We start from the raw sequence: 21,737 nt of genomic DNA, 5'->3' as shown, positions 1-21,737 counted from the left end.
CTCCAGGCGACTGCTTACCAAGCTATCGGGACTGCAAACGATGCAAAACGCCCACACTGTAGGGTTAGCGTAGGCCTTTTCGCCAGAGTAGGCAGGAGAGAAATGATTGAAAGAAAGGATTCATTCAGGAGTATCTGGGGCTTTGAACCGCTATCGCGAATGAATGGGCTCCTGTAAACGCGGCAGGAGCCCATTCATTCGCGAAAATCTCAGCGCCCGGCGCGGGACTCACGGATATAGAAACGGGCTTTCTCGGCTTTCTGGGTGCAACCTTCAAACGCCTCGAATTGTTGTTGGGTCTTGGCTCCGGTCAGCAGCGACAAGGCCTTGGAGTAGCTGACCGTTCCGGCAAAACCTTCAGCCTTGGCCAGATCCAGTTCCTGCCAGGCACTGTCGAGCTGAGTGGCGCAGCTATCCCGATACCCGGTCTTGCCGGCGCAACCTGCAAGGACCACGATGAACAATGGCAGACAGATCCAGGCTTTCATGGGGGTGTTACCTCAGCAGTAGAAATAAGATGTGCGAGTTTGACGATGCTTGCCGCTAAAAGTGCCACAAAGGCATAGTCCCAAGCGTAACTGTTTTTATCGCAGGGCATTCTGCATGACACAGCCGCGAATCGATACGAATCAGGAGCAAGCTGATGAAAAAACGAATAGCACTGGTGCTGGGTTCCGGCGGCGCCCGGGGTTATGCGCATATCGGCGTGATCGAAGAGCTGGAACGCCGCGATTATGAAATTGCCTGCATTGCCGGCTGCTCGATGGGCGCCGTGGTCGGCGGCATCTATGCCGCCGGCAAGCTGGAGCAGTATCGCCAGTGGATCGAGAGCCTCGACTATCTGGATGTGCTGCGTCTGGTGGATGTGAGTTTCCGCCTGGGAGCGATTCGCGGCGAAAAGGTTTTCGGCCATATCCGCGACATTGTCGGTGACATCAATATCGAGGATTTGCGCATTCCTTACACCGCCGTGGCCACCGACCTGACCAATCAGCAGGAAATCTGGTTCCAGGAAGGTTGCCTGCATCAGGCCATGCGCGCTTCGGCGGCAATCCCCAGCCTGTTCACGCCGGTCATGCAGGGCGGCCGGATGCTGGTCGATGGCGGACTGCTCAATCCCCTGCCGATCGTGCCGGTGGTTTCCAGTCATTGCGATCTGGTCGTGGCGATCAACCTCAATGCCACCAATCAGCAGCAATACCAGTTACCGACGATCGAGCGTCCGCCCGCCGTGAAAAAGCGCATTGACTCGCTGATCAGCTCGGTGGGCTCACGCCTGCCGTTTCGCCGCAAGATCGAGACGATCGATGGCGAACCGCACAGGATGAAAGCCGCTGCGGCACTGATCGACAACCCATGGCTGGGTGAAGGGTCCGCCGATCCTTTGAGTCAGCAACCGGCCGCCGCACCTCAGACAGCAGGCGCACCGAAATCGGCCAGCGGCTCGGTCATCATCGATAACGTGGGCCCGGCTTCCTTGCTGGATTTGATCAACCAGAGTTTCGAGGTGATGCAGACCTCACTGGCGCAGTACAAGATTGCCGGTTATCCGCCGGACATCCTGATCAACGTGCCCAAGAAGGTCTGTCGGTTCTTCGAGTTCTACAAGGCCCCGGAACTGATTGCGCTGGGTCGCGAGATAGCCAGGGATACGCTGGACAGGTATGAAAGTGAACACCGCTAACCTCGCCGCAGAAGCCAATTCATTGGCTTTGTCGGCCTCTTCGCGGATGAATCCGCTCCTACGCGGTCAGCCTTCGATCAAGCGATAGCCGACCCCGGGCTCGGTCACGATAAAGCGCGGGGCTGTCGGGTCGTCTGCCAGTTTCTGGCGCAGATGTCCCACGACGATTCGCAGGTAGTGGCTGTCCTCGGTGTGGGTCGGTCCCCAGATATCCTTGAGCAATTGCTGTTGGGTAATGACTCGTCCCGGATAACGCGCCAGTTGCGCCAGCACTGCATACTCCTTGCGGGTCAGCGCTACTTCGATGCCGTCGAGCAGTACACGCCGGTAAGCAAGATCAACGGTCAGCGGGCCGATGTTCAGCGCCGCTTCCGGTCTGTCGCCGGCCGGCACCTGGCGCAGCAATGCACGGACCCTGGCCAGAAATTCCTGGATACCGAACGGTTTCGTCACGTAATCGTTGGCTCCGGCGTCCAGAGCCTGGACTTTCTGCGCTTCGCTGGCGCGAACCGAAAGCACCAGCACCGGCACGCTCGACCACTCGCGGAACTCGCTCAAGACCTGTTGACCGTCCATATCCGGTAAGCCCAGGTCGAGTACCAGCAAATCCGGCTTGCTCAGCGCAGCCTGGCTCAGGCCGTCAATGCCGGTTGCCGCCTCAAGCACTTTGTAACCCTGGGAGACCAGACTGATGCGCAGAAACTTGCGAATCTGCGGTTCGTCGTCGATTACCAGAATGGTCGTGGTCTGACTCATGATATTTCCGGGGCTGTAATGGCTCGGTTGGCCACCAGCCTAACGTAAAGCATCCTCAAGACAACGACTCCGTTTCCGCTTCGGGCTGGGCCTGTAACGGCAGGTGCAAGGTGATGCAGGTGCCCTGCCCGTCAATCCCGCTGCCGACGCTGACCCGTCCGCCATGTGCGCCGACCATGCCCTGACAGATCGCCAGGCCCAGACCGGTGCCCTGCCCGCCACGATCACCACGGGCTGCGGTGTAGAACATGTCGAAAATCTTCGCCCGCTCGTCCTCGGGAATGCCCGGCCCTTGATCGCTGACGGCAAATGCCAGCTCGTCGCCCTCAACCCTTATCGCCACCTGCAAGCGCCCGTCGAGTGGCGAAAAACGCGCTGCGTTTTCCAGCACATTGACCAGTGCCTGTTCGATCAGTGCAGCATGTACATACAGCAACGGCAGTTCGCCAGATACCTGAGCCTCGACCTGCAAAGGCGCGAGTACCGCACGCAGGCGAGCGAGGGCACTGCCGACGATATCGCCGGGCGAGACCCAGTCTCGCGCCAGTTTCAATGCACCGTGCCCCAGGCGGGTCATGTCCAGCAGGTTCTGAATGTAGCGGTCCAGCCGCTCGGCTTCGTCCCGCGTGCCTTCCAGCAGTTCGCGACGATCTTCCAGCGAGATGGCTTCGCCCAGTGCCAGCAGGCTGTCGATGCTGCCGCGCATGGCGGTCAGCGGCGTCCGCAGGTCATGGGACACAGAAGCCAGCAAGGCGCTGCGCAGTTGTTCGGTTTCACCGTGCAGGCGTGCGGCTTCCAGATCTTCGGCCAGTCGCGCACGCGCCAGTGCCTGGGCCAGCGGCTGGCTGAGGGCGATCAACAGACGGCGACGCTGAGCGGTGAATTCCTGGCCGTTGCGCGGGCAGACGCCAAGCAGGGCCAGCGGCCCGTTGTCACCGGACAACGGCCACCACCACCAGCGGCTGGACGGCAAGGTGCCCGTGCCGTAACCCGCCGCCTGATCGTGTTGCCAGGCCCAGTCTGCCGCCGCCCGCTCAGGCTCGGACAACGGCGCGATATCGTTGTCGAGTTTCCAGCCACCCTGTCCGTCACGATCCAGCAGGCAGACCTGCAGTTCCTGCCAGCCATTGAGGTGCTGCTCGGCAGCACTGAGTACGGCCTGCCGGTCAGTCGCGGCCGTCATTTTGCGCGACAGATCCAGCAATTCGCTGGTCTGTTCCTGAGTGTCGCGCAAGGCTTCCAGTTGCCGACGCTGACGGGCCGCCAGCTTGCCGGTCAGGGCCGACATCAGCAGAAAGAACAGCAGGGTCAGCACGTCTTCTTCGCGCTGGATGGTCAGGGAAAAACTCGGTGGCATGAACAGGAAGTCATAGGCCAGGAACGACAACACCGAGCAGGCCAGCGCCGGTCCGACGCTGGTGCGTATCGCCACCAGCAGGACAGCAGCGAGAAACACCAGCGAGATGTTCGGCAAATCCAGCACATTCGACACCGCCCAGGCAAGGGCACTGGCCAGCACCGTTGCGACCAGCGCCAAGAAGTAGTCGAACCAGGGCGCCGGGCGCGACGAACGAACCCGTGGCTGATCCGGCAGCGGCTCGCTGTCCAGCACACTGATTTCCAGGCCATGGGCTTCACGCAACAGGCGCTCGGCAACCCCACCGCCGAACAGTCGACGACGCAGGCGCGGCGGCGACTGGCCGACCAGTACCACGCTGGCCCGTCGCTCTGCCGCATGCTGAATCAGGGTTCTGGCCACTTCACCCGCACGCAGCAGCACCACTTCACCGCCCAGCCGCTCGGCCAGTTGCTGGGCACGTTGCAAGCGGGCACGGGACTGTTCATCAAAGGGCCGACCATTGTCGACATGCACCAGCGTCCAGGGCAAATGCCGACGTTGCGCCACCCGGCTGGCGTGGCGCACCAGACGCTCGGCATGCACATCGCCATCGACACACACCAGCAACCGCCCGCGCACCGCTGGTGCGTCCTGGCCCATCTGCCGATAACCCTGGGCCAGATCGTTATCGACCTGGGCCGCCGCCGTCTGCATCGCCAGTTCGCGCAGAGCCGTGAGATTGGTCTGGGTGAAAAACGCATCAATGGCGGCCCGCGCCTGTTCCGGCACGTAGACCTTGCCGTCGCGCAACCGCTCCAGCAGTTCACGGGGAGGCAGGTCGATCAGCACCAGCTCATAGGCTTCCTGCAACACCCAGTCAGGCAGGGTTTCGCGGACCTGCACGCCCGTGATGCCGCGCACCTGATCGTTGAGGCTTTCCAGATGCTGGACGTTGACCGTGGTGTAGACATTGATGCCCGCTGCCAGCAGTTCCTGAATATCCTGCCAGCGTTTCGCATGGCGGCTGCCCGGCGCGTTGCTGTGGGCCAGTTCGTCCACCAGTGCCAGTTCCGGGCGCTGCCTGAGCAGGCCGTCGAGGTCCATTTCTTCCAGCGTCACGCCGCGGTATTGCGAGCGCAGCAACGGCTGTTGCGGCAGACCGCCCAACAGCGCTTCGGTTTCTGCGCGGCCATGGGTTTCGACCACCCCGGCAAGCACCCTGACGCCCTGACGCAATTGCCCATGCGCAGCCTGGAGCATGGCGTAAGTCTTGCCGACTCCGGGCGCTGCGCCCAGAAACACTTTAAGGCGCCCGCGCCCGGCTCTGGGCATATTGGCTAACAAGGCATCGGCACGGCCGGAATCACTCATATCTGTTACTACTCACTCAAAGTTGTGCCTGGCGTTGCGCAGACGTTAACTGATTCAGGCCACGATTCAAGTTCAGCACATTGACCACCGGCGGGCCGATCAGGGAACGCTCGGTATTGGCCTCGATAAGCGCCTGCACTTTTTCCAGTGGCAACTGCCGCGCCGCCGCAACCCGGGCTGCCTGGTAAGCCACCGCGGATGGCGGCAGATGAGGATCGAGGCCACTGCCGGAAGTGGTCAGCAATGCCAGCGGCACCGCGCCCTGCCCCGCAACAGCCAGCTTCGCCGCGTCATCGGCGACCCGGGTTGTCAACGCCGGATTGCTCGGCGCGAGGTTGCTCGCACTGCTGGAAACCGTGGCAAAGGCTCCGGCCGAAGGACGGGACTGGAACCATTCATCACCGCTGAACGCCTGGGCAATCAACTGCGAACCCTGCACCTTGCCATTGGCATCGTAGACCAGGCTGCCATTGGCCTGTTCGGGGAAAGCCAACTGGGCAACACCGGTTACCGCCAATGGGTAAGCCACCCCGGTCAGGACCGTCATCAATACAATCAGGCTCAAGGCCGGACGCAATACACTGGACATAGCAAATTCCTCAAAAAACCAAACACTGTGGGAGCGGATTTATCCGCGAAAAGCATCCCGAATGAATTCGGCCCTACACCAGCCCCAATCCAACCAACAGCAGGTCGATCAACTTGATGCCCACGAACGGCACGACAATCCCGCCCAGCCCATAGATCAGCAGATTGCGCCGCAGCAGATGGGCAGCGCTGGCGGCCTGGACCCGCACGCCGCGCAGGGCCAGCGGAATCAGCAAGACGATGATCAGGGCGTTGAACACGATGGCCGAAACGATTGCACTCTGCGGGCTGGCCAGTTGCATGATGTTCAGCACGCCCAGTTGCGGATAGATCGCGGCGAACAGCGCCGGCAGGATCGCGAAGTATTTGGCGATATCGTTGGCAATCGAGAAGGTCGTCAGCGCACCGCGGGTGACCAGCAACTCCTTGCCGATCTGCACCACATCCAGCAGCTTGGTTGGATCGCTGTCCAGGTCGACCATGTTTGCCGCTTCCCGCGCCGCCTGGGTGCCATCGTTCATCGCCATGCCGACGTCCGCCTGGGCCAGTGCCGGAGCATCGTTGGCACCGTCGCCACACATAGCCACCAACCGTCCTTCGTTCTGCTCGGCGCGAATACGCTCCAGCTTTTTCTCCGGCGTGGCTTCGGCCAGTACATCGTCCACTCCGGCTTCGGCGGCAATCGCCGCAGCAGTCAGCGGATTGTCGCCAGTCACCATCACGGTACGAATCCCCAGCTTGCGCAGTTCGGCGAAACGTTCACGAATCCCCGGCTTGACCACGTCCTTGAGGTGAATCGCGCCCAGCAGCTTCTTGTCGACACACACCAGCAACGGCGTACCACCAGTCTTGGCGATATTGTCGATTTCCCGCGCCAGTGCCGCTGGCAGGTCGCGGCGCTGAAGGTCGACGAAAGCCAGCAACGAATCCACCGCGCCCTTGCGGTACTGGCGCCCCTGATAGTCGACACCGGACAGACGGGTTTCGGCGCTGAACGGCACAGCAGTCAACTCAGCGGACTTTGGCTCGGTCATCGGATGCAGGTTACGCAGGTATTCGACGATGGATTTGCCTTCGGCAGTGTCATCGGCCAACGAAGCCAGCAAGGTACCGTCGCTCATTTCCCTGGCCGTCACACCCGTTGCCGCATACAGCGCGCTGCAACGTCGATTGCCGAAAGTAATGGTCCCGGTCTTGTCCAGCAGCAGGACATGCACATCACCGGCCGCCTCCACGGCACGCCCGGATTTGGCGATGACATTGAGGCGCACCAGACGGTCCATGCCGGCAATACCGATGGCCGACAGCAGACCGCCAATGGTGGTCGGAATCAGGGTCACCAGAAGCGCTACCAGAAACACCAGCGGCAGGCTGCCACCGGCAAAACGGGCGAACGGCTGCAAGGTCACCACTACCAGCAGGAAGATCAGGGTCAGGCCGATCAGCAGGATATCCAGCGCCACTTCGTTGGGCGTCTTCTGCCGCTTGGCACCTTCGACCAGGGCAATCATGCGATCCAGGGTCGATTCGCCGGGATTGCTGCTGATCCGCACCAGCAGCCAGTCGGAGACCAGCCGGGTGTTACCGGTGACGGCCGAGCGGTCGCCGCCGGACTCACGGATGACCGGCGCCGACTCACCGGTAATCGCCGCCTCGTTGACCGCGGCAATGCCTTCGATGATTTCGCCGTCACCGGGGATCATTTCCCCGGCCTCGACGCGCACTACATCACCTTTGCGCAGGGCACTGGCATTGACCATGCTGAACGCGCCGGATTCGTCGCGGCGTCGCGCCTTGAGCCCTTCGCTGCCCGCCTTGAGGCTGTCGGCACGAGCCTTGCCGCGGCCTTCGGCCAGCGCTTCGGCAAAGTTGGCGAACAGCACCGTGAACCACAGCCACAGGGCGATCTGGACCGCAACGCCGGTCGGTACCGCCGGATCGGGAATCAGGCAGAGGATGGTGGTCAGGATCGCGGTCAGTTCCACCACCAGCATCACCGGCGAACGCACCAGTTGCCGAGGGTCGAGTTTGACGAAGGCTTGCACCAGCGCGCCACGCCACAGGGCCGCGAAGCTGGTTTTCAGCGGTTCGCTCACGGCAGTGGTTTCAGACGGCTTTGTCACAGGAATCTGCATATTCATCATCGGTTCCTCAGAAGCCCAGGCTCAAATGTTCGGCAATCGGTCCCAGCGCCAGGGTTGGCAGGAAAGTCAGGCCACCGACCAGCAGGATGGTCACGGTCAGCAAGGTCACGAACAGCGGGCCATGGGTCGGAAAGCTGTTGATGCCCTGCGGTGCAGCCTTTTTCAGCGCCAGGCTGCCCGCCAGTGCCAGCACCGGCACGATGTAGCCGAAGCGCCCGAGAAACATCGCCACGCTGAGCATCAGGTTGTGGAACACGGTATTGGCGCTGAAGCCGCCGAATGCCGAGCCGTTGTTGGCCGTGGCCGAGGTGTAGGCGTACAGCAACTGGCTGAAACCATGCGGGCCGGGATTACTCACCGAGGCCAGCGGCCCCGGCAGACTGGCCGCCACCGCGCCGAGAACCAGTACGCCGACCGGCATTACCAGCAGGGTCGCGACCAGCAGGCGGATTTCCGTCGCCTGCAGCTTCTTGCCGAGGTATTCCGGAGTGCGGCCAATCATCAGGCCAGCCAGGAACACTGCGATCAGCACGTTGAGCAGCATGCCGTTGAGGCCTACACCAACGCCGCCGAATATCACCTCGCCGACCATCATGTTGACCAGCGCAACCATGCCGCTCAGCGGGTTGAGGCTGTCGTGCATGGCATTGACCGAGCCGTTTGACGCGGCGGTGGTCGCCGTCGCCCAGAGCACGGAGGCAGTGGTGCCGAAACGGCTTTCCTTGCCTTCCAGCGGCGCGGTCTGCTCGACACCGGCCATATTCAACGCCGGGTTGGGCTGGTACTCGGCCCACAACGAAACAGCACCGCCGATCAACAGCAGCACCAGCATGCAGGCCATGATCGCCCGGCTCTGGCGCATGTCCTTGACGTAGTGGCCAAAGGTGAACACCAGAGCCGCCGGGATCAGCAGGATCGATACCAGTTGCAACAGGTTGCTCAGCGCGGTCGGGTTCTCGAACGGATGCGCCGAGTTCACGCCAAAGAAACCGCCACCGTTGGTGCCCAGTTGCTTGATCGCGATCTGGCTGGCGGCCGGCCCCATGGGCAGACTCTGCCCGGCACCCTGCAGGGTCACGGCGTCGATATAGTGGGCAAGGCTTTGCGGTACGCCCTGCCAGACCAGCAACAAGGCCAGCACGATGCACAGCGGCAGCAAGCCGTACAGGGTGACACGGGTCAGGTCGGTCCAGAAGTTGCCGAGATTTTCTGTCGAACGACGGCTGATACCGCGACAGAAAGCCAGCAAGACGGCAATCCCCGTGGCCGCGCTGACAAAGTTCTGCACGGTCAGGCCGACCATCTGGCTCAGGTAACTCAGCGAGGCTTCACCGCTGTAGCTCTGCCAGTTGGTATTGGTGACGAAACTCATCGCCGTGTTGAACGCCAGCGACCACTCCAGCCCCGGCAATTGCTGCGGGTTGAGCGGCAAGGCGCCCTGCCCCAACAGCATGGCGAACAACAGCACGAAACCGGCCAGGTTGAAGGCCAGCAAGGCCCACAGGTAAGCCTTCCAGTTCTGCTCGACCCTGGGGTCGATACCCGACAGCCGATAGCAGATATTCTCCACGGGCCTGAGCAGCGGACTGAGCCAGGTGCGCTCGCCTTCCACCACCCGATAATAGAAACGCCCCAGCAAAGGCGCTGGCAACACAACCAGCACCAGAAAAGCCAGAATCAGAAGATAGTCATAACTGTGCATGGCTGCTCCTAGTTCCGGCCAGCGCGCAACAGCGCAACCAGCAAGTAAACGAACAGCCCGACTGCCAGCAGCAGTGACACCCCGTCCAGAACGCTCATCAATATTCTCCGTCGCTACGGCGGTTGCCGCTTGGCAGCCATTGTCCGCAGACGGGGTGTAAAGGAACGAGATCGACAGGTCACAAGGGGCGTAAAGAAGGCGTAAAAATGCAGGCAAGGCACAGTCTGTCTGGGACCGGTCCTTTTGTACCAGCCAGGATACATTCACGACATGCCCACGACATTCTCCCGCTACACCCTTTCGCCGCGCCTCCCGGCGAAGTAGCATGACGGGCAGCGTTGATCTTCAACAGCGGCCAGTGATGGCGGCATCACAAGGCATCAGTCGCACTATGCAAGCAATCCCTGGCAGCAATTCCGATCAGTCCTCATCCGAACAGCGCTGGAATATCCGCGCCCTGATCGTCGATGATGACGTGGCGATTCGTGAACTGCTCTGCGATTACCTGTCGCGTTTCAACATCCATTCCAAGGGCGTCACCGATGGCACGCAGATGCGTCAGGCGCTGACCGAGGAAACCTTCGATGTCGTGGTGCTCGACCTGATGCTTCCCGGCGAAGACGGCCTGTCGCTGTGCCGCTGGCTGCGCAGCACTTCGGATATTCCGATCCTGATGCTCACCGCCCGTTGCGAACCCACCGACCGCATCATCGGTCTGGAGCTGGGTGCCGACGACTACATGGCCAAGCCATTCGAGCCGCGCGAGCTGGTAGCGCGTATCCAGACCGTGTTGCGCCGCGTGCGAGACGATCGCAGCGACCAGCACAACACCGTGCGTTTCGATGCCTGGCGCCTCAATAGCGTCCTGCGCCAGTTGATCGCCGCCGATGGTCTGGTCGTGCCACTGTCCAACGCCGAGTTCCGCCTGCTGCGGGTATTCCTGGAGCGCCCGCATCGCGTGCTCAGCCGCGAACAACTGCTGGATGCCGCTCGGGGTCGCTCCATCGAAGCCTTCGATCGCAGCATTGACCTGCTGGTTTCGCGCCTGCGCCAGAAGCTGGGCGACGATCCCAAGAATCCGCAGTTGATCAAGACGGTACGCGGCGAAGGCTACCTGTTCGATGCCAAGGAACTCGCTTGATCCGCTCAGCCGATACGCTTTTCGCACGATTGTTCGGTGGGGCGCTGATTGCGATCCTGCTGGCGCATGTATTGGCATTTATCTGGTTCACCCAATACGGCCCGCCGCCTCCGCGAGCGGAGCCACCGGCCTCCGCGCAGCAGGAAGCCAGGGGTTTTCCATCAGAACGCGAACATCGCAGGCCATCGCCCTGGCGCGGCCCGCTGACGGTCATGGGCTTCCAGTTGATCACGCTGGTGATCGCAGCCTGGTATGGCGCCAAGGCCCTGAGTCGCCCGGTGCGGCGCATGAGTGAAGCGGCCGAGCGGCTGAGCGAAAACCTCGACAGCCCGCCGCTGGAAATCACCGGCCCCCGCGAGGCTCGCAACGCGGCTCATACCTTCAACCTGATGCAGCAGAAAATCCGCGAACAGATGCAGCAGCGCGGACGCATGCTGGCAGCCGTCTCCCACGATCTGCGCACACCGCTGTCACGTCTGAAACTGCGGGTCGAAAAGATCGACGACCCCAGGCTGCATGGCCAGATGACTCAGGATCTGGACGACATGATCAACATGCTCGACGCCACCCTGAGTTACCTCAACGAGCATCGCAAGAGTGAAGAAGTGCAGCAGCTCGACCTGCAGGCCCTGATCGAATCCCTGGCCGAGAACGCTCAGGATAACGGCGACGACGTGCAATATCAGGGGCAATGCAAGCCCCTCAAGACTCAGCCGATGGCATTGCGTTCCTGCCTGCACAACCTGATCGACAATGCGCTGCGTTATGCAGGCAGCGTGAATATCGATATTCAGGATCAGGCGAGTCGCGTGAAGATCTCGGTCATCGATCATGGCCCGGGGATTGCGCCGGAGTTTCACGAGACGATCTTCGAGCCATTTTATCGCCTGGAAGGTTCGCGCAACCGCAACTCCGGCGGCGTCGGCATGGGCATGACCATCGCCCGCGAGGCTGCCTGGCGCATGGGCGGCGAGCTGTACCTGACACAGACACCGGGCGGCGGCCTGACAGTCGTCCTCGACCTGCCGCGCGCCTGAGTATCCCCCTCGATACAAAGCCCACATCCCCACGACAACTGCCCCCTTGAGGCTTCATGAGCCGGTTTACCGCTACCGGCCCTATCAATCTCATGGGAGTCAGCCCAATGATCAGTGGCATCAGCAGTAGTTTATCGAGCTACACCAGCTCAAGCAGTTTGACTTCAGGCACCAACAGCAAGAAGTTTCAGGAAGAGCTGTTGGCAAAGCTCGATACCGACGGTGACGGCAGCATCAGCAAGGACGAACTGGGTTCGGCGCTGTCTTCGGACAGGAAGGACGGCATTACCGTCAGCCTGAGCGAAGCGTTCAGCAGCCTGGACAGTGACGATGACGACAGTCTGGATGCCGACGAACTGGCTGCCCTGACCCCGCCTCCTCCGCCACCGATGCAGCCTGCAACCGATCTGGCCGAAGAGCTGCTCAGTTCGCTGGACGCTGACGAAGATGGCGCAATCAGCAGCGACGAACTGACCACGGGCCTGACCAATGCGGGCAGCACGGCCAACAGCACGGAAGTGTTCGACGTCCTGGACACCAACGAAGACGGTACCGTCAGCCTTGAAGAACTGACCGCCAGTCTGCAGCCACAACAGCCACCGGCTGGCGCGGCCCAGGCCTCGGCACTGAACCCGAGCAACAGCAATAGCGAACAGACCAACGCCAATCAGATGGCCGCTCAGGCCTTGAGCAAAATGATTGCCGCGCTGGGCGAGCGTTATGACACCGAAGGCAGCAAGCCGATCGGCAAATACCTCGACACCGCCGCCTGACAGGGAACCGCCGCTGACCTGCATCGAGCGGCGGGATCTTCCAGGCTCTTTACGAAACCTAGCGCTGAGTCTTGATGATGCGTTCTCCTGCGACCCAGTCGGTCAACAGGCTGTAGGCAACTGCCAGCAAGGTCGGACCGATGAACAGGCCGATAAAGCCGAACGCCAGCAAACCGCCGAAGACCCCCAACAGGACGATCACCAGCGGCAGGTTGCCGCCACGGCTGATCAGGTACGGCTTGAGCACGTTGTCCACGCCACTGATGATGAAAGTGCCCCACAGGCCGAGGAACACCGCCATGCCGTATTCGCCCTGCCAGACCAGCCAGGCGGTGGCCGGTATCCAGACCAGTGGCGGCCCCATGGGAATCAGACTGAATATGAAAGTCAGGATGCCCAGCACCAGCGCACCGGGAATGCCGGCGATCAGGAAGCCGATCAAGGCCAGGATTGCCTGGGCGGCGGCAGTGCCGATTACGCCATTGACCACCCGTTGTACCGTACCGGCCACCAGATCCAGATAGTACTGGGCCCGCTCGCCGATCAAGCGCTCCAGCAGGCTGAGCACAAAGGCCGCAAGCCGCGGGCCGTCCCGATAGAAAAAGAACGCAAACACGATGCTCAGGGTCAGTTCGAGAATGCCGCCGCCAATCTGCGCGCTACGGGCCAGCAACCAGTTGCCGACCTCGCCCAGATAAGGCCTTGCGGCCGCCATGAACGCCGCGCCCTGCTCATCGATGGTGTTCCAGATTCCTACCAGCCGTTCACCCACGAACGGAATCCCCGCCAGCCAGGCCGGTGGATCAGGCAGCCCGTCGACCTGGACATCCTTGATGAAGGCCGTGGCGTCGCGCACGTGATCGGCAAGGTTGAAGCCCAGCCAGACCAGCGGCGCGGCGACCAGCAACAGCCAGCACAGGCTCATCACCAGCGCGGCCAGCGACTCGCGACCCTTGAACCAGTGAGTCAGCAAGCGCATCAGTGGCCAGCTGGCAAATGCCAGAACCGCTCCCCATACCAGGGCCGACCAGAACGGCGCCATCACCCAGAGACAGGCACTCAGCAGTACCAGCAGCAGGATCTGCACCAGCAGACGGTCGTTGTTCATGAGGCATCCTAATGAAAGACATCGAAAAAATGAGCATAGCGATGAATCTAGCGGATGACTTCGATCACCAGGCCTGCTTTATCGACACTTCCCGTTTCCAATCGTGCCCCGCGCACGCCCTTGGCCACCAACGCTTCACGCCAGACGTCGGCACGGGCGCCCGAGACGGTCGCACGCAAGGTGCTGTCCAGGTTCAGGCCACGCGACAGCAAGGTCACCCAATTCTCTTGCGGCTCACCTTTGAGGCGCGGTAAATCCAGGCGGCCAGTGCTTTTGAGCTGGCGCAGCAATGTGGCGGACGTCGGCAGCAGTTCACCGAGTGGCGCGGCGGCAGTGAACTGCTCGACATGCAGGTAAGCCCGGCGATTGCCGCGCGTGATGCTGTATAGCGCGACCAGGGTTTCGTTGTCCGGCTCGGCCAGGCGGAGCAGCAGATAGGCTTGCCGGTCATCGGCGCCATACAGCTTGGAATTGCCAAAGACTTCATTGGCCCACAGGCTGCTTTCCCCGCAATCGCGGGCCTGGCACCAGAACAGTAACTCGGCACCCTGCGCCTGCAAGGCTTCGCGGGCGGCGGTAAAGGCTTCGTCGGAGGTGTGTTCGGCAGGTAACTGGTAGGTTACCGAGGTCAGGTTGCCGCGCGCACTGACCTGGCCATCAAAGCGCATCTGGCCGCTGATCTTGCGGATCGATCCCAGCGGATAGATACGCTCCAGCTCGGCAGCGGGTCGATAATCGACAATTTCGGCTTCCGCAAGACGCGGTACGATACGCAGGTCATGACTGCCCGGCACATCGGCAGCGAACGCCAGAGTGCTGAACAGTGACGCGCACAACATGACAAATGGAGCACGGGATAAACGCATGGATGCTCTCATCGACTTGCAAGGGAAAAAATGGAATGGGCAACGTCGCCCCTGAGGCGAGTATAGAAGGCCATTGGGTGGTCCATCATGATTGACTCCTGTTTCGATCCTTGCAGCGTCGACAGTTGCCTGTTGCAAGTCAAGACGCAGCGAAGAAGCGATTGAAACAGTCTGCAACAGAGGCTGCGCCCGCCTCGTCGTTCAAATGCAGATGATGCCCGCCCGGCAAGCTCAAGACCTGAAATGGCAGGTTTGAGAGTAGTTCCCGATTTCTCGCCAGCATCCCGTCTTCAGCCATTACCAATTGTGTCGGACACTGCACAGCCTCGACAAAATGCATCGCCTGACGATGACTGAAGCGGGTAGCCGATGGCAAAGTCAGGCGACTGTCGCTGCGCCAGGTGTAGCCGCCCGGGACCGGCATGAGCCCACGCTGGGCAAGTAATTGCGCCGCTTCACGACTGACCGCGACCATGCCTTTCATGCGCACCTCGATGGCCCGCTCCAGATCCGCATACACCGGCTTTTGCTTGCCGGGCAATGCCAGTTGCGCCTCAATGGCCATCCGCATGCGAGCCACCGTCTCGTCGGCTTCGCTGGTAAGCGGCAACAGCCCGTCGATCAAGGCCAGACGCTGGACGCGCTCAGGCTGCGAGGCCGCCAGGATCACCGAAATGATCGCTCCCAACGAATGCCCGAGCAGGGAAAAACGCTGCCAGCCCAGTTGTTCGGCCACTTGCAGCACGTCAAACACATAATCGGCGAGGCTGTAACTCGCCGCTGCCGGACGATGATCGGAATGACCGTGACCGGCCATATCGAGAGCCACGATGCGCAGACCTTCAAGGCGGGGCGCCAGCCGGGCAAAGCTGTTGGCGTTATCCAGCCAGCCATGCAGGGCGATTACCGGTTGCCCGTCCTCGGGTCCGAACAGATGCGCGGCCAGCTCGATATGCCCAAGGTTCAGGCGCACTTCTTCTACGGGGTGGCTCATTGGCCAGTGTCCTCAATGCGTCGGGCATCCCAACGGGTAAACAATGATTTGAGCAATTGCGCCGTTTCCGTGGGCCGCTCCAGGGGAAACATGTGTCCGCCGGGCATCGACAGGTACTCACCGTCACGCAGGCGTCTGGCCTGATAGCCATGATGCGGCAATACCACCCGGCTGTGCCTGCCACGCACCATCGCCAACGGCACACAGAGCTGTCGCGAAGGCTTGGGGCTGGTGTGCGGAATACTGCGATAGATGCTGATTTCCGTGGCGGCATTGAAGCGCAGGCGCAGTTGTTCGCCATCGACCTGCAGGCCATGCTGCAGATAGGCATCGAAACAGTCTGGATCGAAGCGGCGGAACAGCGTCTTGCTGGCGAAATAGTCGCGGGCTGCCTGGGCATCGGTAAACGCCTCGCGGCGACCCAGTGTGCGGCCTGCGGGGGTGATGCGGTCGATAAAGCCGAAACGCTTGGCAGCGCGAATCATCCATTGATCGACCAGGCTGAGTACCGGGGAATCGAGCATCACCACACCCCGATACAGTTCAGGGCAACGTAGCGCCGCGTGAAAATGCAGCACGCCGCCGAGGGAATGCCCGACGCCCCACACGGGGGCTGGCTGCTCACGCAAATGATGAATCAGCTCATCCACCAGATTCAGCCAATTGTCGTCGACCGGAAACCGTGGATCATGGGCATGCTGCTCCAGGTGGACGACCGCGTATTCCGGCGCCAGCGCATTGAACAATTTGCCGTAAGTCGCCGACGGAAAACCGTTGGCGTGAGCAAAGAAGATATGTTGTGACATGCCGACGCACTCGATGGCCGAACCTGTGGCGATTGTGCGCACCCTGCCCGGGCTACGGCAACGATTGGAACTGCCATCGGGGGTGACACTCCGGCCATCGAACAGACCGGAGTGACACATTCAGCGGGCTGGCAGCTCCTGACCATGAGGCACCACCGCGACGGTCAGGCGAGAAATGCAGCACAGCTTGCCGTCCTCGTTGCTGATACGGATATCCCATACATGGGTGGTGCGTCCGATATGAACCGGACGTACCACACCGCTCACCCGCCCGCTGCGCACGCCACGCAAGTGGTTGGCGTTGACCTCCAGGCCCACACAGAAGAACTTGCTGCTGTCGACCGCCAGATAACTGGCCACTGAACCCAGCGATTCGGCCAGCACCACCGAGGCCCCCCCATGCAGCAGGCCAAACGGCTGATGGGTGCGCTGATCGACCGCCATGCTGCCGGTCAGGGAATCTTCGGTGAATGAATCGAAGCGAATATCCAGCACTTCGCCAATGGTGTTCTTCTGGCCTGCATTGAGGCTGTCGAGATTGGGAGTTTCACGCCATACAGTCATGTTCGATCCTTGTTATGCGTTGACAGTTTTCGCAAATGAATTTGCTCCTGCGCAGACTGTGGTCGGCCAGGCGACAGTCACACGTGACGAACACTCAGCAGCGTCATGCCGCCTGTGGTCGCGAACTCGCCTTCGAGTTCGGCAAGGCTGGCGGTGCTCATGGGCTCGGCATGCTGATAGCTGCCGTGAACCAGCAGACCAATCAGGGCACCGACCAGAGGCTGATGGCTGACCAGCAGAACGTTGTCGTCAGCTTTCAGGTCCAGGTGACTGAGAACCTGGCGAGGATCGCTGTCGGGTGTCAGCCAGGGCACGGTCACAACCGGTTCGGCGAAACCCAGTGCATGACGCACCAGTTCGGCAGTCTGTTGCGCCCGCACATAAGGACTGGCCACGATGCGTTGCAGCGGCTTGCCCTGCAGATGCGTCGCGCTCTGCAGGACTTCTTCGCGGCCATGGGCCGTAAGTTCGCGCTCGGCATCGCTACGGGCTCTGGATTGCGCCTCTCCATGGCGCAGCACCCAGAGCTTCACAGTTTTGGCTCTTCATCGCGCACCGGATGCGGCGCGGGTTCGACGTAATGCGCGCTCTCGCCATCCGGCGCCCGGGGCGTCGGCCAGTCGGCGAAGGGCCAGGGTTTCTGATCGCTATGGAAAGTGCCGAAGCGACCAATCTGCGCCAGGAACTGGCTCAGGCTGTCACCGAAGTTCATCAGGCTGCCACTGGGCGCGCCATAGATGATCCGATAGCCCAGTTGCACCAGCACGACACCCGCCAGGACAATTTCCGCGACCTGCCAGACGATTGCGAATAGCAGCATCCAGAGGATGCGCAGCAGGATCGATTCGTTCTTCTGGATCTTCGATTCGTTCAAGACCTTCTCCCTGATGAGTTTGAATTCAGTTGAATCCCGTGGTGGAAATGAAATCGACGTCAGTCTTGGGCTCGGCGCGCATCAGCACCTCGATGACCTGATTGAGCGTACGACCTTCAAAAAGAATTGCATGCAGGCCGGCGACCAACGGCATATAGACCTGCACCTGCTGCGCCTTGACCTTGAGCACCTTGAGCGTATTGACACCTTCGGCCACTTCGCCCAGACGGCTCACTGCCTCGTCGAGGCTCAAGCCCTGGCCAAGCGCGAAACCCACCTGGTAATTGCGGCTCTTGGGCGAGGAACAGGTCACGATCAGGTCGCCGACACCGGCCAGGCCCAGGAAGGTCATGGGATTGGCTCCCTGACTGACCGCAAAACGGGTCATTTCCGCCAGGGCGCGGGTAATCAGCATGCTCTTGGTGTTCTCACCCATCTCCAGCGCCACGGCCATGCCCGCGATGATCGCATAGACGTTCTTCAGCGCACCGCCCAACTCGACACCAAAACGGTCGGCACTGGCGTAGACCCGGAAGGTGCGGCCATGCAACGCTGCCTGGACGCGCTGGCACAGCGCTTCGTCTTCGCTGGCGACCACTGTCGCAGTCAATGCATCCTCGGCGATTTCGCGGGCCAGATTCGGTCCGGACAACACGCCGATACGCGCCTTGGGAACGATCTCTTCGAGAATCTGGCTCATCAGCTTGAAGCTCTGCGCCTCGATGCCCTTGGTCAGGCTGACCAGCATCTTGCCATTCAGACGTTCGACATGCGGTGCCAGTACGGCGCGCAAGGCACTCGACGGCAAGGCGACAAAAATCAGCTCGCAGGCATCGATAGCCGCCGTCAGATCGGTGACCGGCTCGACTTCAGGACGCACCTTGATGCCCTTGAGGTAACGAGGGTTTTCACGGTTGTCGCGAATCGCTTGGGCCTGCTCCGGGTCGCGCATCCATTGGCAGACCTGATGACCGTTCTGCGCCAACAGGTTCGCAATCGCGGTGCCGAAGCTTCCGCCACCAAGAACCGCTACAGGTTGCTGTGTGGTCATAAACCAATCCATCCAGGGCCATTCAACTGGCGATGGCGCATTATACGGAGCGTTGCCGCATCGGCCAGCGGCAAACGTTGTCAGAAACGCCATCGATCATGGACCTGAGCCCACCAGGGTCCCACAAGTTCCATGGAAATCGCGCCCATCTCGGTTAACATGCGCCGATGCAGCATGGATGATCGCGGTAAACGGCCTTATGTGCGCCGCGCCGCCGACGCAAATGCTATGACCCGAATTCCAGAGCACAGAGCATGGACGCAACCATCCATTCCCCGGCCCAGAAGACCCGCAGCCAATGAAACTGCGTCACTGGGACATCAATACCCGCACCCAGATCATCAGCCTGGGTCCGGCACTGATCCTGACACTCCTGCTGGTCAGCTTCTTTACCTTCGTGCGGATTCAGGATCTGCGCCAGGAACTCAATCATATCGGCCAACTGATCGCCAACCAGCTGGCGCCGACCGCAGAAACCGGGGTCGTGCTCGGCGATATCGAAACCCTCAAGAGCCTGATGCGCGCAACGCTGTCGATGCCCAATGTCCGCTATGTGGAAATTCAGGACAGCGATAACAATGTCATGATCTACATCGAACAACCGCATCAGAGCGAAAATCACTCCTTGCAGACCGAAACCTTCCAGGCACCGATCCATTCGCTGCATGTTGGGGCGAATCACAATATCGCGACATCCGAGGAGTACCTGGGTCGCGTGCTGGTGGGCATGTCCAGTGAAGCGTTCAGTCAGCGCCAGCAGGAAATTCTGCTCAAGGCCGGGATTCTGGCGCTGTTCGCCCTGCTATTTACGTTCCTGCTGGCCAGACGGCTGGCCCTGAGCCTGTCGCAACCGATCAGCGACATGGGCGAAGCGCTCAAGGCGATCCAGCAAGGCGACTACCACACACCTTTGCCGGTCAGCGACGATGCGGAACTGGGCGCACTGGCCAGGCACATCAATAATCTGGCCTCGAATCTGGACAAGGCCAGCACCGAGCAACAACGCTCCATGGCCCAACTGATCCAGACCCGGGAAGAAGCCGAACAGGCCAACCGGGCCAAATCAGACTTTCTGGCAATGATGAGCCATGAACTGCGCACCCCGATGAATGGCGTGCTGGGCATGCTGCAACTGCTGGAAACCACCCGAATGACCGACGAGCAGGCCGAATACTCGGCGCTGGCAACCGAGTCCACCGAGCACCTGCTGCGGGTCATCAACGACATCCTCGACTTCTCGCGCATCGAGCGCGATGCCCTGCAAATCGAAGGCATCACATTCAATCTCGCCGACCTGGTCAATGCTTCGACCCAGGCTTTCAGCCATAGCGCAGCGCAACGCAAGCTGTTGCTGGAACGGCATATCCAGCCGGGTCTGGAGGCGCTGAACGTGGTGGGCGACCCGACCCGCATTCGCCAGATTCTGGTCAACCTGATCGGCAATGCCCTGAAGTTCACGGAAGTGGGCAGTGTGCGCATCGAAGTAGGCTGGGAAAACCTGGACGGTGATCAGGTGCGCTTCATCTGCATCGTGCGCGACAGCGGCATCGGTATTCGTGCCGACCGGCTGGAGTCCATGTTCGATGCATTCAAGCAGGCCGACAGCTCGATTTCGCGGCGCTACGGCGGCACCGGGCTCGGCCTGCCCATCGCCCGCACGCTCGCCGAACGCATGGGCGGGACCCTGCATGCGCAGAGCGAAGAAGGCGTTGGTTCGGTTTTCACCCTGCAGATCCCGCTGCCGCTGTGCCGCGTGGCCGCCGCCGACAAGGTGCAAGCGCTGGCGAATATCGAAGCATGCTACAAGGAGCGCCGGGTGTTGCTGGTCGAGGACAACCCGGTCAACCGCACCGTGGTCATGGCCATGCTGCACAACATGGGCTGCAAGGTAGATGTTGCAGTCGACGGCGCCCAGGCGGTGATCAAGGCCGGCGCGGGAAACTATGCATTGATTCTCATGGATTGCCGACTGCCGGTCATGGATGGCTATGAGGCAACCCGGCGAATCAGGCAGATTTCGGGGCTCGGCGAACTGCCGATCATCGCCCTGACGGCCAATGTTCTGCAGGGCGACCGTGACGCCTGTTTACAGGCGGGTATGAATGACTACCTCGCCAAACCTTTCAAACATGCTGATTTACAGCAGGTTTTACAACGTTGGCTATCCTTTCGGACAGCGGCGACTGGCGATAAATGCTAAATTGCGGCAGTCTTGGTGATCGTACCGCACCGTAATATCGGTCGAATGGCGTATTTCAGTGCACAGGTGTACTTTGATTTTCCCTTGCGCTGTGACTTTCACTTCAACGCAACAGTCTATGAGTAGGCTGCCGGACAGAGTCCTGGCGAATTAGTCCGCCAGGACTGGCGATAGGGCCAGTGGCGCCCCATCTTGCCGCACAAAGATTATTGAGGAGCTCGCATGACCAAACAACACGCCTTTACCCGGGAAGACCTGCTGCGCTGCAGTCGCGGCGAGCTGTTCGGACCAGGTAACGCGCAATTGCCCGCCCCCAACATGCTGATGGTTGATCGCATCACCCACATCAGCGAAGAAGGCGGCAAGTACGGCAAAGGTGAATTGGTCGCTGAGCTGGATATCAATCCAGACCTGTGGTTCTTCGCTTGTCACTTTGAAGGCGATCCGGTAATGCCCGGCTGCCTGGGCCTCGACGCCATGTGGCAACTGGTCGGTTTCTTCCTGGGCTGGCAGGGCCTGCCGGGCCGTGGCCGTGCACTGGGTTCGGGCGAAGTGAAGTTCTTCGGCCAGGTCTTGCCGAGCGCCAAAAAAGTCACCTATAACATCCAGATCAAGCGCGTTCTCAAAGGCAAGCTGAACCTGGCCATCGCCGATGGCTCGGTTACTGTCGACGGTCGCGAGATCTACACCGCCGAAGGCCTCCGGGTCGGCGTCTTCACCTCCACTGAAAACTTCTAAG

21 protein-coding genes are annotated in these 21,737 nt (G+C 61.0%); 6 read left to right on the top strand and 15 right to left on the bottom strand.

The window, feature by feature from the left end; genetic code table 11:
* Positions 1 to 209 precede the first annotated feature (209 nt).
* Positions 210 to 488 carry a hypothetical protein gene (locus ALQ04_RS22085; protein ID WP_122317853.1) on the bottom strand — a complete coding sequence of 93 codons (279 nt, stop codon included), beginning with the start codon at positions 486 to 488 and terminating at the stop codon, positions 210 to 212.
* A 155-nt stretch (positions 489 to 643) separates the two neighbouring features.
* On the opposite strand from ALQ04_RS22085, the gene ALQ04_RS22080 reads away from it, so the two are divergent.
* Complete coding sequence (locus ALQ04_RS22080; RefSeq protein WP_122317852.1) at positions 644 to 1,684, top strand: patatin-like phospholipase family protein; 1,041 nt, start codon at positions 644 to 646, stop codon at positions 1,682 to 1,684.
* A 66-nt stretch (positions 1,685 to 1,750) separates the two neighbouring features.
* Here the strand turns inward: ALQ04_RS22080 and ALQ04_RS22075 are convergent, their stop codons facing one another.
* The 6 genes from ALQ04_RS22075 to kdpF all read right to left on the bottom strand — a co-directional run bounded on the left by ALQ04_RS22075 (position 1,751) and on the right by kdpF (position 9,682).
* Entirely contained in the window at positions 1,751 to 2,440 is a 690-nt protein-coding gene (locus ALQ04_RS22075; protein ID WP_122317851.1) for a response regulator, read from the bottom strand.
* Positions 2,441 to 2,495: 55 nt separating this feature from the next.
* Positions 2,496 to 5,150, bottom strand: a complete 2,655-nt coding sequence (locus ALQ04_RS22070) for a sensor histidine kinase KdpD (RefSeq protein ID WP_122317850.1) — start codon at positions 5,148 to 5,150, stop codon at positions 2,496 to 2,498.
* Between the two features lie 16 nt (positions 5,151 to 5,166).
* Positions 5,167 to 5,739, bottom strand: a complete 573-nt coding sequence (kdpC, locus tag ALQ04_RS22065; protein ID WP_122317849.1) for a potassium-transporting ATPase subunit KdpC — start codon at positions 5,737 to 5,739, stop codon at positions 5,167 to 5,169.
* Between the two features lie 73 nt (positions 5,740 to 5,812).
* Entirely contained in the window at positions 5,813 to 7,873 is a 2,061-nt protein-coding gene (gene kdpB / locus ALQ04_RS22060; protein ID WP_259645065.1) for a potassium-transporting ATPase subunit KdpB, read from the bottom strand.
* A 16-nt stretch (positions 7,874 to 7,889) separates the two neighbouring features.
* A complete protein-coding gene (gene kdpA / locus ALQ04_RS22055; RefSeq protein ID WP_122317847.1) occupies positions 7,890 to 9,584 on the bottom strand; it encodes a potassium-transporting ATPase subunit KdpA in 1,695 nt (564 codons plus the stop codon).
* Positions 9,585 to 9,592: 8 nt separating this feature from the next.
* On the bottom strand, positions 9,593 to 9,682 hold the full coding sequence (gene kdpF, locus ALQ04_RS22050) for a K(+)-transporting ATPase subunit F (protein WP_122317846.1): 90 nt from the start codon (positions 9,680 to 9,682) through the stop codon (positions 9,593 to 9,595).
* 293 nt (positions 9,683 to 9,975) lie between these two features.
* On the opposite strand from kdpF, the gene ALQ04_RS22045 reads away from it, so the two are divergent.
* The 3 genes from ALQ04_RS22045 (at position 9,976) to xopAW (ending at position 12,535) form a co-directional block, all read left to right on the top strand.
* Positions 9,976 to 10,725, top strand: coding sequence for a response regulator (locus tag ALQ04_RS22045; RefSeq protein WP_122317845.1), 750 nt, complete (start codon positions 9,976 to 9,978; stop codon positions 10,723 to 10,725).
* A complete protein-coding gene (locus ALQ04_RS22040) occupies positions 10,722 to 11,762 on the top strand; it encodes a cell wall metabolism sensor histidine kinase WalK (RefSeq protein ID WP_122317844.1) in 1,041 nt (346 codons plus the stop codon). Before ALQ04_RS22045 ends, ALQ04_RS22040 begins: the two co-directional genes overlap by 4 nt.
* Before the next feature lie 107 nt (positions 11,763 to 11,869).
* The gene (gene xopAW / locus ALQ04_RS22035) at positions 11,870 to 12,535 is read left to right on the top strand and encodes a XopAW family type III secretion system calcium-binding effector (RefSeq protein WP_122317889.1); all 666 of its coding nucleotides are present in this window, start codon (positions 11,870 to 11,872) and stop codon (positions 12,533 to 12,535) included.
* Between the two features lie 58 nt (positions 12,536 to 12,593).
* Here the strand turns inward: xopAW and ALQ04_RS22030 are convergent, their stop codons facing one another.
* The 8 genes from ALQ04_RS22030 to ALQ04_RS21995 form a co-directional block, all read right to left on the bottom strand.
* Positions 12,594 to 13,643, bottom strand: a complete 1,050-nt coding sequence (locus tag ALQ04_RS22030; RefSeq protein WP_122317843.1) for an AI-2E family transporter — start codon at positions 13,641 to 13,643, stop codon at positions 12,594 to 12,596.
* 47 nt (positions 13,644 to 13,690) lie between these two features.
* Positions 13,691 to 14,509, bottom strand: coding sequence for a DUF4892 domain-containing protein (locus ALQ04_RS22025; RefSeq protein ID WP_183142245.1), 819 nt, complete (start codon positions 14,507 to 14,509; stop codon positions 13,691 to 13,693).
* Positions 14,510 to 14,648: 139 nt separating this feature from the next.
* Positions 14,649 to 15,503 carry an alpha/beta hydrolase gene (locus ALQ04_RS22020; RefSeq protein ID WP_122317841.1) on the bottom strand — a complete coding sequence of 285 codons (855 nt, stop codon included), beginning with the start codon at positions 15,501 to 15,503 and terminating at the stop codon, positions 14,649 to 14,651.
* The gene (locus ALQ04_RS22015; RefSeq protein ID WP_122317888.1) at positions 15,500 to 16,309 is read right to left on the bottom strand and encodes an alpha/beta fold hydrolase; all 810 of its coding nucleotides are present in this window, start codon (positions 16,307 to 16,309) and stop codon (positions 15,500 to 15,502) included. The genes ALQ04_RS22020 and ALQ04_RS22015 overlap by 4 nt, the downstream gene beginning before the upstream one ends.
* Before the next feature lie 120 nt (positions 16,310 to 16,429).
* Entirely contained in the window at positions 16,430 to 16,873 is a 444-nt protein-coding gene (locus ALQ04_RS22010; RefSeq protein ID WP_122317840.1) for a hotdog fold thioesterase, read from the bottom strand.
* A 77-nt stretch (positions 16,874 to 16,950) separates the two neighbouring features.
* The gene (gene sixA, locus ALQ04_RS22005) at positions 16,951 to 17,406 is read right to left on the bottom strand and encodes a phosphohistidine phosphatase SixA (protein ID WP_122317839.1); all 456 of its coding nucleotides are present in this window, start codon (positions 17,404 to 17,406) and stop codon (positions 16,951 to 16,953) included.
* On the bottom strand, positions 17,403 to 17,747 hold the full coding sequence (locus ALQ04_RS22000; RefSeq protein WP_122317838.1) for a DUF4389 domain-containing protein: 345 nt from the start codon (positions 17,745 to 17,747) through the stop codon (positions 17,403 to 17,405). The genes sixA and ALQ04_RS22000 overlap by 4 nt, the downstream gene beginning before the upstream one ends.
* 25 nt (positions 17,748 to 17,772) lie before the next feature.
* Complete coding sequence (locus ALQ04_RS21995) at positions 17,773 to 18,798, bottom strand: NAD(P)H-dependent glycerol-3-phosphate dehydrogenase (RefSeq protein ID WP_122317837.1); 1,026 nt, start codon at positions 18,796 to 18,798, stop codon at positions 17,773 to 17,775.
* 298 nt (positions 18,799 to 19,096) lie between these two features.
* Between ALQ04_RS21995 and ALQ04_RS21990 the strand changes: the two genes are divergently transcribed.
* The gene (locus tag ALQ04_RS21990) at positions 19,097 to 20,998 is read left to right on the top strand and encodes an ATP-binding protein (protein WP_122317836.1); all 1,902 of its coding nucleotides are present in this window, start codon (positions 19,097 to 19,099) and stop codon (positions 20,996 to 20,998) included.
* Positions 20,999 to 21,220: 222 nt separating this feature from the next.
* Complete coding sequence (fabA, locus tag ALQ04_RS21985) at positions 21,221 to 21,736, top strand: 3-hydroxyacyl-[acyl-carrier-protein] dehydratase FabA (protein WP_025260620.1); 516 nt, start codon at positions 21,221 to 21,223, stop codon at positions 21,734 to 21,736.
* Position 21,737: the final 1 nt, after the last annotated feature.

The sequence above is a fragment of the Pseudomonas cichorii genome (assembly GCF_003700275.1).
GTDB lineage: Bacteria > Pseudomonadota > Gammaproteobacteria > Pseudomonadales > Pseudomonadaceae > Aquipseudomonas > Aquipseudomonas cichorii_B.
This window is presented reverse-complemented; position numbering and strand designations above follow the sequence as displayed.

Bases quoted from the DNA above. Each gene is read 5' to 3' on its own strand.
- ALQ04_RS22085 (WP_122317853.1), bottom strand. From the start codon at position 488: ATGAAAGCCTGGATCTGTCTGCCATTGTTCATCGTGGTCCTTGCAGGT.
- ALQ04_RS22080 (WP_122317852.1), top strand. From the start codon at position 644: ATGAAAAAACGAATAGCACTGGTGCTGGGTTCCGGCGGCGCCCGGGGT.
- ALQ04_RS22075 (WP_122317851.1), bottom strand. From the start codon at position 2,440: ATGAGTCAGACCACGACCATTCTGGTAATCGACGACGAACCGCAGATT.
- ALQ04_RS22070 (WP_122317850.1), bottom strand. From the start codon at position 5,150: ATGAGTGATTCCGGCCGTGCCGATGCCTTGTTAGCCAATATGCCCAGA.
- kdpC (WP_122317849.1), bottom strand. From the start codon at position 5,739: ATGTCCAGTGTATTGCGTCCGGCCTTGAGCCTGATTGTATTGATGACG.
- kdpB (WP_259645065.1), bottom strand. From the start codon at position 7,873: ATGCAGATTCCTGTGACAAAGCCGTCTGAAACCACTGCCGTGAGCGAA.
- kdpA (WP_122317847.1), bottom strand. From the start codon at position 9,584: ATGCACAGTTATGACTATCTTCTGATTCTGGCTTTTCTGGTGCTGGTT.
- kdpF (WP_122317846.1), bottom strand. From the start codon at position 9,682: ATGAGCGTTCTGGACGGGGTGTCACTGCTGCTGGCAGTCGGGCTGTTC.
- ALQ04_RS22045 (WP_122317845.1), top strand. From the start codon at position 9,976: ATGCAAGCAATCCCTGGCAGCAATTCCGATCAGTCCTCATCCGAACAG.
- xopAW (WP_122317889.1), top strand. From the start codon at position 11,870: ATGATCAGTGGCATCAGCAGTAGTTTATCGAGCTACACCAGCTCAAGC.
- ALQ04_RS22030 (WP_122317843.1), bottom strand. From the start codon at position 13,643: ATGAACAACGACCGTCTGCTGGTGCAGATCCTGCTGCTGGTACTGCTG.
- ALQ04_RS22025 (WP_183142245.1), bottom strand. From the start codon at position 14,509: ATGCGTTTATCCCGTGCTCCATTTGTCATGTTGTGCGCGTCACTGTTC.
- ALQ04_RS22020 (WP_122317841.1), bottom strand. From the start codon at position 15,503: ATGAGCCACCCCGTAGAAGAAGTGCGCCTGAACCTTGGGCATATCGAG.
- ALQ04_RS22015 (WP_122317888.1), bottom strand. From the start codon at position 16,309: ATGTCACAACATATCTTCTTTGCTCACGCCAACGGTTTTCCGTCGGCG.
- ALQ04_RS22010 (WP_122317840.1), bottom strand. From the start codon at position 16,873: ATGACTGTATGGCGTGAAACTCCCAATCTCGACAGCCTCAATGCAGGC.
- ALQ04_RS21995 (WP_122317837.1), bottom strand. From the start codon at position 18,798: ATGACCACACAGCAACCTGTAGCGGTTCTTGGTGGCGGAAGCTTCGGC.
- ALQ04_RS21990 (WP_122317836.1), top strand. From the start codon at position 19,097: ATGAAACTGCGTCACTGGGACATCAATACCCGCACCCAGATCATCAGC.
- fabA (WP_025260620.1), top strand. From the start codon at position 21,221: ATGACCAAACAACACGCCTTTACCCGGGAAGACCTGCTGCGCTGCAGT.